Raw genomic sequence first — 11947 nt, forward strand, 5'->3', positions numbered from 1 at the left:
ATGGCGTTCACCGACCCGTTCATCCGCCGCCCGGTGCTGGCCTGCGTGGTCAGCCTGCTGATCCTGCTGCTGGGCCTGCAGGCCTGGAGCAAGCTGCAGATCCGCCAGTACCCGCAGATGGAAAACGCCCTGATCACGGTGACGACCGCCTACCCCGGGGCCAACGCCGAGACCATCCAGGGCTACATCACCCAGCCGCTGCAGCAGAGCCTGGCCAGCGCCGACGGCATCGACTACATGACCTCGGTGAGCCGGCAGAACTTCTCGATCATTTCGGTCTACGCGCGGATCGGCGCCGACACCGACCGGCTGTTCACCCAGTTGCTGGCCAAGGCCAACGAGGTGCGCAACAAGCTGCCCCAGGACTCCGAGGATCCGGTACTGAGCAAGGAGGCCGCCGACGCCTCGGCACTGATGTACATCAGCTTCTACAGCAAGGAAATGAGCAACCCGCAGATCACCGACTACCTGTCACGGGTCATCCAACCCAAACTGGCCACGTTGCCGGGCATGGCCGAGGCCGAGATTCTCGGCAACCAGGTGTTCGCCATGCGTATCTGGATCGATCCGGTGAAGCTGGCCGGCTTCGGCCTGTCGGCAGTGGACGTGACCAACGCCGTGCGCCGCTACAACTTCCTCTCCGCAGCTGGCGAAGTGAAGGGCGAGTACGTGGTCACCAGCATCAACGCCAGCACCGAGCTCAAGTCTGCCGAAGCCTTCGCCGCCCTACCGGTGAAGACCAGCGGTGACAGCCGGGTACTGCTGGGTGACGTGGCCCGGGTGGAAATGGGCGCCGAAAACTACGACACGGTCAGTTCGTTCGACGGCACGCCCTCGGTTTACATCGGCATCAAGGCCACGCCGGCGGCCAACCCGCTGGAGGTTATCAAGGAAGTACGGCGGATCATGCCGCAGCTCGAAGAACAACTGCCCTCCAGCCTGAAGGTGTCCATCGCCTACGACGCCACCCTGTTTATCCAGGCCTCCATCGACGAAGTGATCAAGACCCTCGGCGAGGCGGTGCTGATCGTCATCGTCGTGGTGTTTTTGTTCCTCGGCGCCCTGCGGTCGGTGGTGATCCCGGTGGTGACCATCCCGTTGTCGATGATTGGCGTGCTGTTTTTCATGCAGATGATGGGCTATTCGCTGAATTTGCTGACCCTGCTGGCGATGGTACTGGCCATCGGCCTGGTGGTGGATGACGCCATCGTCGTGGTGGAAAACATCCACCGCCATATCGAAGAAGGCAAGACGCCCTTCGAAGCGGCCCTGGAGGGTGCCCGCGAGATCGCCCTGCCGGTCGTGTCCATGACTATCACCTTGGCTGCTGTGTACGCTCCCATTGGTTTTCTCACCGGGCTGACCGGCGCCCTGTTCAAGGAGTTCGCCCTGACCCTGGCCGGAGCCGTGGTCATCTCCGGGGTCGTCGCCCTCACCCTCTCCCCCATGATGTGCGCCGTGCTGCTGCGCCACGAACAGAACCCCAGCGGGCTGGCCCACCGCCTGGACCTGATCTTCGAATCGCTCAAGGTACGCTACCAGCGCCTGCTGCACGGTACGCTCAACAGCCGCCCGGTGGTGCTGGTGTTCGCCGTGCTCATCATGTGCCTGATCCCGGTGCTGCTGATGTTCACCCGCAACGAGCTGGCCCCGGAGGAGGACCAGGGGGTTATCTTCATGATGAGCAGTTCACCGCAAACCGCGAACCTGGACTACCTCAACGCCTATACCGACCAGTTCACGCCAATCTTCAAGGGCTTCCCCGAGTACTACTCGTCATTCCAGATCAATGGTTTCAACGGCGTACAGAGCGGTATCGGCGGCTTCCTGCTCAAACCCTGGAACGAACGCGAGCGCACGCAGATGCAGCTGTTGCCGCTGGTGCAGGCCAAACTCGAACAGATCGGCGGCCTGCAGATCTTCGGCTTCAACTTGCCATCGCTGCCCGGCACCGGCGAGGGCCTGCCGTTCCAGCTGGTGATCAACACCGCCGGTGATTACCCGGCGCTGCTGGAGGTGGCGCAACGGGTCAAGGAGCGCGCCCAGGCCTCGGGTAAATTCGCCTTCCTCGACATCGACCTGGCCTTCGACAAACCGGAGGTGGTGATCGACATCGACCGCGCCAAGGCGGCGCAGATGGGCGTGTCGATGGACACCCTTGGCAGCACCCTGGCGACCTTGCTTGGCGAGGCCGAGATCAACCGTTTCACGCTGGAGGGTCGCAGCTACAAGGTCATCGCCCAGGTTGAACGGCCCTACCGCGCCAACCCCGGGTGGCTGAAGAACTATTACGTGAAGAACGAGCAAGGCCAACTGTTGCCATTATCGACCTTGATCACCCTGAGCGACCGGGCCCGGCCGCGACAGCTCAACCAGTTCCAGCAGCTGAACTCGGCGATCATCCAGGGCGTTCCGCTGGTGAGCATGGGTGAAGCACTGGAAACCGTGCGCGCCATCGCCCGCGAGGAGGCGCCGGAAGGCTTTTCACTGGACTATGCCGGGACAGCTCGGCAGTTCGTCCAGGAGGGCAGCGCGTTGTGGGTGACCTTCGGCCTGGCGCTGGCGATCATCTTCCTGGTGCTGGCGGCGCAGTTCGAGAGCTTCCGCGATCCGCTGGTGATTCTGGTGACCGTTCCGTTGTCCATCTGCGGTGCGCTCTTGCCGCTGTTCCTTGGGGTCTCGAGCATGAACATCTATACCCAGGTGGGGTTGGTGACACTGATCGGGCTGATTACCAAGCATGGGATTCTCATTGTCGAGTTTGCCAATCAGCTACGGGACGAGCGGGGGCTTGGGGTACGCGAGGCAATCGAAGAAGCCGCTGCGATTCGCTTGCGGCCGGTGCTGATGACCACGGCGGCCATGGTGTTTGGCATGGTGCCTTTGATTTTGGCCACTGGGGCCGGGGCGGTCAGCCGGTTTGATATCGGGATGGTGATTGCTACCGGTATGTCGGTGGGGACTTTGTTTACGCTGTTTGTTTTGCCTTGTATTTATAGTGTTTTGGCGCATAAAGGTGTTGCTGGGGTTTGAGGGTGATTGTTTTTGGTTTTGTGTGCGTATTCGTAGACGATATCGACATTTAGTCACCTTTCCGCCCTTACGGCGGCCGACTTTTGTCTTGGCAAAAGTCGGCAAAACCGTTCGGCTCCGTTCATACGGCCCCTACGCTTCGCTCCGGGGTTCCCTCGCTCCGTTCTTGCTCCCGTGGGTACCGCGCTGTACGCCCCATCCTGGGGCGCAGCGCTCGACGGCCATCCATGGCCGTCGCCCCACTACGCAAGAACTCCGCTCGGCCTCCTGAAGTCGCAATTGGCAGCGCCTGAACTATCGCGCGCTTAGAAGCAAGAGCAAGAGCAGGAAATGCGAGGTTTACTGTTTCAAAGTAAGTTATATATTGGCTGTGCCCCGCGAAACAATCGAGAGTTTAATTACGCTCCAACTAGCGACAGCTGCGCCAGTCCAGGCGCCGCCCGTAACTTCGCGACTTCAGGAGGCCGAACGCAGGTCTTGCGGAGGGAGGTGACGGGCATGGATGCCCGTCAAGCGCTGCGCCCCAGGATGGGGCGTTCAGCGCGGTCCTCCCGGGAGCAAGGCCGGAGTGAGGGAACCCGGAGCGAAGCGGAGGGCCGGATGAATGGAGCGAGGATTTTTTGGTTCCTTTTTGATCCTTCAAAAAGGGACCCGCCGTAAGGGCGGAAAGGTGAATAAGCGTCGACATCAAAAATGAATGCGCATACAACTTCCAAAACCACCAAACAACAACAACAACAACAACAACAACAACAACAACAACAACAACAACAACAACAACAACAACAACAAAGGGCGAATCAGAAGTCAGAACAACCACCCCCAATCCGCCCCCCTGTCAAAACCCTGAAATCAATTCAAAGCATCAAGCAAAGCCTGGTTCATCTCCGGCGTCCCAATCGTAATCCGCAGGAACTGCGCAATCCGCTCCTGCTTGAAGTGCCGAACAATCACCCCCTGCTCACGAAGCCGCGCCGCGATCCCGGCAGCATCCTGCCCGGGATGCCGGGCAAAGATAAAGTTCGCCGCCGAAGGCAGCACTTCGAACCCACGCGCCACCAACTCAGAAACCAGCACCTCCCGGCTGTCGATAACCTTGCGGCAGGTCTCATCGAAATACTCACGGTCGTCGAACGCCGCCGCCGCCCCGACAATCGCCATGCGATCCAACGGATAGGAGTTGAAGCTATTCTTGATCCGCTCCAACGCCTCGATCAGGTCGGGATGCCCCACCGCCAGGCCAACCCTGAGCCCCGCCAGCGAACGCGACTTGGACAAGGTCTGGGTCACCAGCAGGTTGTCATAGCGATCAACCAGGCTGATGGCCGTTTCGCCACCGAAATCGATGTAGGCCTCATCGACAACCACCACCGAATCCCGGTTGGCCTGCAGCAGTTGCTCGACCGCCTCAAGCGGCAACAGGCAGCCGGTCGGCGCATTGGGGTTGGGGAAGATGACCCCGGCATTAGGCTTGCTGTAGTCCGAAACCCGGATCTGAAACTGCTCATCCAGTGCTACCTGCTCGAACGCGATACCGTACAGACCGCAATACACCGGATAGAAGCTGTAGCTGACGTCCGGGAACAGCAGCGGCCCACGATTGTGCTGGAACAGGCCGTGGAAGATGTGCGCCAGCACCTCGTCCGAGCCGTTGCCGACGAACACCTGGGCCGGCGTCACACCGTAGTATTCGGCCACCGCCTGCTTGAGCCGGTCACCATTCGGGTCCGGATACAGCCGCAGGTTGTCGTTGAGCTCGCCGCGCATGGCTTCCAGCGCCTTGGGCGACGGGCCATAGGGGTTCTCGTTGGTGTTCAGCTTGACCAGCCGCGCCAGCTTCGGCTGCTCACCCGGCACGTAAGGCACCAGGTCCTTGACGAAGGGACTCCAGAATCGACTCATGCTCAGTTCCCCTTCTCGTTGAGGATGCGGTATTCGGCGCTGCGCGCGTGGGCGGTCAGCGATTCGCCCCGGGCCAGCACGGAAGCGGTGTGACCCAGCTCGGACGCGCCCTGCTCGGAGCAGAAGATGATCGACGAACGCTTCTGGAAGTCATACACGCCCAGTGGCGAAGAGAAGCGCGCGGTGCCGGAGGTCGGCAGCACGTGGTTGGGGCCGGCGCAGTAGTCGCCCAGCGCCTCGCTGGTGTGGCGGCCCATGAAGATCGCGCCGGCATGGCGGATCTGCGGCAACCAGGCCTGCGGATCGGCCACCGACAGCTCCAGGTGCTCGGGGGCAATGCGGTTGGCCACCTCGATGGCCTGCTGCATGTCACGCACCTGGATCAGCGCGCCACGGCCATTGATCGACTTCTCGATGATCTCGGCACGCTCCATGGTCGGCAGCAGCTTGTCGATGCTGGCAGCGACGCGATCAAGGAAAGCGGCGTCCGGGCTGACCAGAATCGCCTGGGCATCCTCGTCGTGCTCGGCCTGGGAGAACAGATCCATGGCGATCCAGTCCGGGTCGGTCTGGCCGTCGCAGACCACCAGGATCTCCGAAGGGCCGGCGATCATGTCGATGCCGACCTGGCCGAACACATGGCGCTTGGCGGTCGCCACATAGATGTTGCCCGGGCCGACGATCTTGTCCACCTGCGGCACGCTCTCGGTACCGTAGGCCAGGGCTGCCACGGCCTGGGCGCCACCGACGGTGAACACACGGTCGACCCCGGCGATGCAGGCCGCGGCGAGTACCAGTTCGTTGACCTCGCCACGCGGGGTCGGCACTACCATTACCACCTCGCTGACCCCCGCGACCTTGGCCGGAATGGCATTCATCAGTACCGACGATGGGTACGACGCCTTGCCACCAGGCACATACAGCCCGGCACGGTCCAGCGGCGTGACCTTCTGGCCGAGGACAGTGCCGTCAGCCTCGGTGTACTGCCACGAGTCCTGCTTCTGCCGCTCATGGTAGATGCGCACGCGGTTGGCGGCCTTTTCCAGGGCCTCGCGCTGTACCGGGGTGATGCGCGTCAGCGCAAGCTCCAGGCGCTCGCGATCGAGGATCAAATCGTCGATCGTCTTGGCATCAACACCATCGAAACGCTGGGTGAACTCCACCAGTGCCTGGTCACCGCGCTCACGCACGGCCTTGATGATGTCGAGCACGCGCTGGTTGACCGCGTCATCGGACACACTTTCCCAGCTCAGCAGATGATCCAGATGTCGGGCGAAATCCTGGTCAGCGGCGTTGAGACGGGCAATTGCAGTGGACACGGTCATGGCGAGGGCCTCGTTATTAGCGGATGTTCAGGCGCCCTAAAGCTACCACTCCATCCGCGCGGGCACCTGAGAAAAAAGGCTATGACGCGGATAGACGGGCGCGACAGCGGAGGTCGCGCGCAGAGGTCAGCCGCGGTGTCGCGATTCGACGGCGTTGCGCAGGGTGTCGATCAGGCTCTGGATACGGGCGTGCTGCATCTTCATGGAGGCCTTGTTGACCACCAGGCGCGAGCTGATCGTGGCGATCAGGTCCTGGGGCTCGAGGCCGTTGGCGCGCAGGGTATTGCCGGTGTCGACCACGTCGATGATCTTGTCGGCAAGGTTGATCAGTGGCGCTAGCTCCATGGAGCCGTACAGCTTGATGATGTCGACCTGGCGGCCCTGTTCGGCATAGTAGCGCTTGGCTACATTGACGAACTTGGTAGCCACGCGCAGGCGGCCTTTGGGCTCTGGTGCGCCGGTTACGCCAGCGGTCATCAGCTTGCACTGGGCGATCTGCAGGTCCAGGGGTTCGTACAGGCCCTGGCCACCGTATTCCATCAGCACGTCCTTGCCGGCCACACCGAGGTCGGCGGCGCCATGCTCGACATAGGTCGGGACATCGGTGGCACGCACGATGAGCAGGCGCACATCATCCTGCGTGGTGGGGATGATCAGCTTGCGGCTCTTGTCCGGATTCTCGGTCGGCACGATACCGGCCTCGGCCAGCAGTGGCAGGGTATCGTCGAGAATACGGCCTTTGGATAGCGCGATGGTCAACATTGGAACGTCGGTCCTTAAGCGTCTACTGCCGGCCGGGCTCAGCAGCCCGACCGCATACGATTCGGCTGGCGCGTCCCTGCGCCACGGTGACTGCTAGCCCGGCACGCGACGGATTTTCGCGCCCAGCATCTGCAGTTTCTCCTCGATGCACTCGTAGCCACGGTCGATGTGGTAGATGCGATCGATCAGGGTGTCGCCTTCGGCGACCAGCGCCGACAGCACCAGGCTGGCGGAAGCACGCAGGTCGGTGGCCATTACCGGCGCACCTTTGAGCGCCTTGACGCCAGTGACGATGGCAGTGTTGCCCTCGACCTGGATCTGCGCGCCCATGCGGTGCATTTCATACACGTGCATGAAGCGGTTTTCGAAGATGGTCTCGATCACCGCGCCAGTGCCTTCGGCGATGGCGTTGAGTGAAATGAACTGCGCCTGCATGTCGGTCGGGAACGCCGGGTACGGAGCGGTACGCAGGTTAACGGCCTTCGGCCGCTTGCCGTGCATGTCCAGCTCGATCCAGTCTTCGCCGGTGGTGATGTCGGCGCCGGCTTCCTTGAGCTTCTCGAGGACAGCTTCGAGGATGGTCGGGTCGGTATCCTTGACCTTGACGCGGCCACCGGTCACGGCAGCGGCGACAAGGTAGGTGCCGGTCTCGATGCGGTCGGGCATGACACGGTAGTTGGCCGAGTGCAAGCGCTCGACGCCATCGATGGTGATGGTGTCGGTACCGGCGCCCTGGATCTTCGCACCCATGGCGATCAGGAAGTTGGCCAGGTCGACCACCTCCGGCTCACGGGCGGCGTTCTGCAGCACGCTGCGGCCCTTGGCCAGGGCGGCGGCCATCATGATGTTCTCGGTGCCGGTGACGCTGACGGTGTCGAAGAAGAAGTGCGCGCCACGCAGGCCGCCTTCGGGGGCCTTGGCCTTGATGTAGCCGCCTTCGACGTCGATCTTCGCGCCCATGGCCTCCAGACCGCGGATGTGCAGGTCGACCGGACGCGAACCGATGGCGCAGCCACCCGGCAGGGCCACTTCGGCCTCACCGAAGCGGGCCACCATGGGGCCGAGCACCAGGATCGAGGCACGCATGGTCTTGACCAGCTCGTAGGGAGCGACCAGGGTCTTGATGGTACGCGGGTCGATCTCCACCGAGAGCTTTTCGTCGATCACAGGCTCGATGCCCATGCGGCCGAACAGCTCGATCATGGTGGTGATGTCGTGCAGGTGCGGCAGGTTGCCGACCGTGACCGGGCCATCGCACAGCAGGGTGGCCGAAAGGATCGGCAGGGCGGAGTTCTTTGCGCCGGAAATGCGGATCTCGCCATCGAGACGCGCGCCACCAGTGATAATCAGTTTGTCCATACGTATCTCGCCGCCAAGTAGGCTCAGGTGCGCTCAGCCCAGGCTGCGCTGCTGAAGAATTTCATGGTTACCGCGTGAATGCTGCCGTTGGCGATCCACGGATTGAGGTGAGCATAGATCGCCTGCTGACGCTTGACCGGGCTCTGGCCGGCCAGCTCGTCGCTGATCACGTTCAACTGGAAGTTGCAGCCTTCGCCTTCAACTTCGACCTGGGTTCCCGGCAATTTCTCTTCCAGAAAGCTTTTAACTTCTACGGCCTGCATGCTCAACCTCGATCGGCGCCCAACGCGCGCGGGTCGGCCATCATACAAAAAAGCCCCTCGCCTGCGAAGCCCATGAAGGGGCGCACTGACCGAGGGGCCTTTCCCGAACGGCAGGGCATCAGCCCGCCAATACCTCGTCGAGGTCGTAGACCCCGGCAATTTCCTGCATGTTCTCGGGGATACCGCGCAACTCCCAGGTTTTTCCAGCCGCCAGGGCATCGCGCATGAACCCCAGCAGCAACGACAGGCCGACGCTGCTCGACTTGACCACCGCAGTGCAATCGAACACCAGGCGCGCCTCACCACTGGCGGCGATCAACGCCTTGCCCTGTTTGCGCAGGGCCGGGCCGCTGCGGTAATCCAGCACACCGGCCAGGGCAAGAACGCCCGGCGCGGCCATGCTCACGGCGGCGTCGCTCATTTGACTTCCTTATCCGGCGAGCTGTCGGCTGTTTCCTTGGCCTTGGCCACTTCACCGGCCCAACCGTCGATGGTCTTGTCCAAGTTGTTGCCGTTACGCTGCATGGCATCCTGGAACTGGTCGCGGAACAGCTTGCCGATGTTGATGCCGTTGACGATGACGTTACGCACCTTCCACTCGCCGTCCAGCTTGACCATGGTGTACTGCACCGGATAGACCGCACCGTTGGTGCCGGTGATCTTCATGCCGACGCTGGTGCGATCGTCAGCCTCGGCCTTGGCCGGGTCGACGGTGATGCCCTGGTTGTTGTACTCCAGCAAGGCGTTGCCATAGAACTGCATCAGGCTGCGCTTGAAGTTCTCCTGGAAGCGCTGCATCTGCTCGGGCGAGGCCTTGCGCGAATACTTGACCGTCATGATGCTCTTGGAGATGCCGTCGGCATCGACCACCGGGCCAAGATTGGCGTTGAGCGCGTTGTAGAACGCATTGGGGTCGGCCTTGTACTGCTCCTTGTTGCTCTTCAGGTCGCTGAGCAACTGGGTGGTGGTGCCCTGGATCACATCACGGGCAGACTGCCCCGGCGCCGCCAGGGCCAGCAGGGGGAAGGCCGCCAGCAGAACCAGCAGGCCACGTCGCAGGATCGAAATCATGGAAACTCCTTAATTAGCCGGTTGAGCTTCTTTCGGTTCCTTGCCCACCGAGTTGAGCAGGAACTTGCCGATCAGATCTTCCAGCACCAGCGCCGACTGCGTGTCGTGGATGGTGCTGCCATCCTTGAGAACCACGTCCTCGCCGCCCACGCTGATGCCGATGTACTTCTCGCCCAGCAGGCCGGCAGTCAGGATCGAGGCAGTGGAGTCGGTCGGCAGGTTGTCGACATGCTTGTCCAACTGCAGCGTCACCCGACCGGTGTAGGAGTCGCGATCCAGATCGATGGCGGTGACCTTGCCGATGGTCACACCGGCCATGGTCACTTTAGCTCTGACCGTCAAACCGGCGATATTGTCGAAGTACGCATAAACTTTATATGTGTCGCTGCTCGGGCTGGCCGACAGCCCGCTGACACGCAGGGCCAGCAGCAGCAGCGCCAGGATCCCGGCCAGGAGGAACAGGCCGACACCGATTTCCAGGGTGCGGTTTTGCATCAGAAATCTCCAAACATCAAGGCGGTCAGAATAAAGTCCAGACCCAGGACTGCCAACGAGGCATAGACCACGGTCTTGGTGGTGGCACGGCTGATCCCTTCTGAAGTGGGCTCACAGTCGTACCCCTGGAATACGGCGATCCAGGTGACGACGAAGGCGAACACCAGGCTCTTGATCAGCCCGTTGAGCACGTCGTCGCTGAAAGAGACACTGTTCTGCATGTTGCCCCAGAACGAGCCTTCGTAGACGCCCAGCCAGTCCACGGCAACCCACGAGCCGCCCCAGATGCCCACCACACTGAAGATCAGCGCCAGCAGCGGCAGCGAAATGAAGCCGGCCCACAGGCGTGGCGCCACGATGTACTTGAGCGGGTCGACGCCGATCATTTCCAGACTCGACAACTGCTCGGTGGATTTCATGTTGCCGATTTCGGCGGTCAGCGCGGAGCCCGCGCGACCGGCAAAGAGCAATGCAGTGACCACCGGCCCCAGCTCGCGCAGCAGGGTCAGGGCGACCATCTGCCCCACCGCCTGTTCCGAGCCGTACTTGTTGAGAATGCTGTAGCCCTGCAGGGCCAGCACCATGCCGATGAACACGCCGGACACGACGATGATCGCCAGCGACAGTACGCCCACCGAATACAGTTGCTTGACCAGCAGCTGGAAACCGCCGCCGATACCACTGCGCCCGCCCAGCGAATGGCCGAGGAACAGGCACGAGCGTCCCAGCACGGCCAGCACATCGATGGCCGAACGGCCGAACAGACGGATACGTTCGAGTAAGGATTTTCTGCGCATCAACGCGTCCCCAGCAGATCGGCGCGGTAGTCAGGCGCAGGGAAGTGGAAGGGTACCGGGCCATCCGGGTCGCCTTTCATGAACTGGCGGATGCGCGGGTTGTCCGAGCCCATCAGTTCGTCCGGCGTGCCCTGCCCCAGCACCTGGCCATCACCGACCACATAGATGTAGTCGGCAATGCTCGCGGTTTCCGCAAGGTCATGGGAGACCACGATGCTGGTGATGCCCAGGGCATCGTTGAGCAGGCGGATCAGGCGCACCAGCACGCCCATGGCGATCGGGTCCTGGCCGACGAAAGGCTCGTCGTACATGAGGATCTGCGGGTCGAGGGCGATCGCACGGGCCAGCGCCACACGGCGCTTCATGCCACCGGACAGCTCGTCGGGCATCAGGTCGATGGCGCCGCGCAGGCCCACGGCCTGCAGCTTCATCAGCACGATGTCGCGGATCATCTCGTCCGACAGCTGCGTATGCACCCGCAGCGGGAAGGCCACGTTCTCGAACACATCCAGGTCGGTGAACAACGCACCGCTCTGGAACAGCACGCCCATCTGCTTGCGCGCATCGAACAGGTCGCCCCGCGACAGCGCGGGCAGGTTCTGCCCATTGACCCAGACTTCGCCGCCGGCCGGGCGCAACTGCGCGCCCATCAGGCGCAGCAAGGTGGTCTTGCCGCACCCCGAAGGCCCCATGATGCCGGTGACCTTGCCGCGGGGAATGCGTATGTCCACGTTGCTGAAAATGCTGCGCGAACCGCGCTTGAAGGTGACGCCCTTCAACTCGACCGCGTAGGCGCTATCCACACTCATCTAGACTCCTTGCTAGTGCAGCCTCGTCATAGTGGACGCCTGCCTTCATCTGGAAGGCACACAGGTCCCCGGCGGGCCGAATAGCGGCGAACTATAGCACCGCTGATAGGCCCGCCCCAAGGCCGTCACCC

General features: G+C 62.3%; 11 protein-coding genes. 1 reads left to right on the forward strand and 10 read right to left on the reverse strand.

Annotation, left to right across the window (positions count from 1 at the left end; genetic code table 11):
- Positions 1 to 3033, forward strand: a complete 3033-nt coding sequence (locus C3F42_RS11590; RefSeq protein ID WP_104444466.1) for a multidrug efflux RND transporter permease subunit — start codon at positions 1 to 3, stop codon at positions 3031 to 3033.
- Between the two features lie 852 nt (positions 3034 to 3885).
- Here C3F42_RS11590 and hisC read toward each other — a convergent pair.
- The 10 genes from hisC to C3F42_RS11640 form a co-directional block, all read right to left on the reverse strand.
- Positions 3886 to 4935 carry a histidinol-phosphate transaminase gene (hisC, locus tag C3F42_RS11595; RefSeq protein ID WP_104444467.1) on the reverse strand — a complete coding sequence of 350 codons (1050 nt, stop codon included), beginning with the start codon at positions 4933 to 4935 and terminating at the stop codon, positions 3886 to 3888.
- Positions 4936 to 4937: 2 nt separating this feature from the next.
- Positions 4938 to 6260: a histidinol dehydrogenase gene (hisD, locus tag C3F42_RS11600; RefSeq protein ID WP_023630428.1), complete on the reverse strand. Its 1323-nt coding sequence runs from the start codon at positions 6258 to 6260 to the stop codon at positions 4938 to 4940.
- Positions 6261 to 6386: 126 nt separating this feature from the next.
- The gene (gene hisG, locus C3F42_RS11605) at positions 6387 to 7022 is read right to left on the reverse strand and encodes an ATP phosphoribosyltransferase (protein ID WP_023630427.1); all 636 of its coding nucleotides are present in this window, start codon (positions 7020 to 7022) and stop codon (positions 6387 to 6389) included.
- Between the two features lie 93 nt (positions 7023 to 7115).
- Complete coding sequence (murA, locus tag C3F42_RS11610) at positions 7116 to 8381, reverse strand: UDP-N-acetylglucosamine 1-carboxyvinyltransferase (RefSeq protein ID WP_046856963.1); 1266 nt, start codon at positions 8379 to 8381, stop codon at positions 7116 to 7118.
- A gap of 23 nt (positions 8382 to 8404) precedes the next feature.
- Positions 8405 to 8644, reverse strand: a complete 240-nt coding sequence (locus tag C3F42_RS11615) for a BolA family protein (RefSeq protein ID WP_023630425.1) — start codon at positions 8642 to 8644, stop codon at positions 8405 to 8407.
- A 118-nt stretch (positions 8645 to 8762) separates the two neighbouring features.
- Positions 8763 to 9065: a lipid asymmetry maintenance protein MlaB gene (locus C3F42_RS11620; protein ID WP_104444468.1), complete on the reverse strand. Its 303-nt coding sequence runs from the start codon at positions 9063 to 9065 to the stop codon at positions 8763 to 8765.
- Positions 9062 to 9715: a phospholipid-binding protein MlaC gene (locus tag C3F42_RS11625; RefSeq protein ID WP_104444469.1), complete on the reverse strand. Its 654-nt coding sequence runs from the start codon at positions 9713 to 9715 to the stop codon at positions 9062 to 9064. Before C3F42_RS11625 ends, C3F42_RS11620 begins: the two co-directional genes overlap by 4 nt.
- A 9-nt stretch (positions 9716 to 9724) precedes the next feature.
- Positions 9725 to 10210: an outer membrane lipid asymmetry maintenance protein MlaD gene (gene mlaD / locus C3F42_RS11630; protein WP_023630422.1), complete on the reverse strand. Its 486-nt coding sequence runs from the start codon at positions 10208 to 10210 to the stop codon at positions 9725 to 9727.
- Positions 10210 to 11007, reverse strand: coding sequence for a lipid asymmetry maintenance ABC transporter permease subunit MlaE (gene mlaE, locus C3F42_RS11635; protein WP_031315029.1), 798 nt, complete (start codon positions 11005 to 11007; stop codon positions 10210 to 10212). The genes mlaD and mlaE overlap by 1 nt, the downstream gene beginning before the upstream one ends.
- Positions 11007 to 11816 carry an ATP-binding cassette domain-containing protein gene (locus C3F42_RS11640; protein ID WP_023630420.1) on the reverse strand — a complete coding sequence of 270 codons (810 nt, stop codon included), beginning with the start codon at positions 11814 to 11816 and terminating at the stop codon, positions 11007 to 11009. The genes mlaE and C3F42_RS11640 overlap by 1 nt, the downstream gene beginning before the upstream one ends.
- Positions 11817 to 11947 lie beyond the last annotated feature (131 nt).

It is taken from the genome of Pseudomonas sp. PONIH3 (genome assembly GCF_002934345.1).
Classification (GTDB): Bacteria; Pseudomonadota; Gammaproteobacteria; order Pseudomonadales; family Pseudomonadaceae; genus Aquipseudomonas; species Aquipseudomonas soli.

What these genes read in the sequence shown, in the direction of transcription:
- C3F42_RS11615 (WP_023630425.1), bottom strand. Translation starts at nt 8,644, where the DNA reads ATGCAGGCCGTAGAAGTTAAAAGCTTTCTGGAAGAGAAATTGCCGGGA.
- hisD (WP_023630428.1), bottom strand. Translation starts at nt 6,260, where the DNA reads ATGACCGTGTCCACTGCAATTGCCCGTCTCAACGCCGCTGACCAGGAT.
- hisG (WP_023630427.1), bottom strand. Translation starts at nt 7,022, where the DNA reads ATGTTGACCATCGCGCTATCCAAAGGCCGTATTCTCGACGATACCCTG.
- mlaD (WP_023630422.1), bottom strand. Translation starts at nt 10,210, where the DNA reads ATGCAAAACCGCACCCTGGAAATCGGTGTCGGCCTGTTCCTCCTGGCC.
- murA (WP_046856963.1), bottom strand. Translation starts at nt 8,381, where the DNA reads ATGGACAAACTGATTATCACTGGTGGCGCGCGTCTCGATGGCGAGATC.
- C3F42_RS11620 (WP_104444468.1), bottom strand. Translation starts at nt 9,065, where the DNA reads ATGAGCGACGCCGCCGTGAGCATGGCCGCGCCGGGCGTTCTTGCCCTG.
- hisC (WP_104444467.1), bottom strand. Translation starts at nt 4,935, where the DNA reads ATGAGTCGATTCTGGAGTCCCTTCGTCAAGGACCTGGTGCCTTACGTG.
- mlaE (WP_031315029.1), bottom strand. Translation starts at nt 11,007, where the DNA reads ATGCGCAGAAAATCCTTACTCGAACGTATCCGTCTGTTCGGCCGTTCG.
- C3F42_RS11625 (WP_104444469.1), bottom strand. Translation starts at nt 9,715, where the DNA reads ATGATTTCGATCCTGCGACGTGGCCTGCTGGTTCTGCTGGCGGCCTTC.
- C3F42_RS11640 (WP_023630420.1), bottom strand. Translation starts at nt 11,816, where the DNA reads ATGAGTGTGGATAGCGCCTACGCGGTCGAGTTGAAGGGCGTCACCTTC.
- C3F42_RS11590 (WP_104444466.1), top strand. Translation starts at nt 1, where the DNA reads ATGGCGTTCACCGACCCGTTCATCCGCCGCCCGGTGCTGGCCTGCGTG.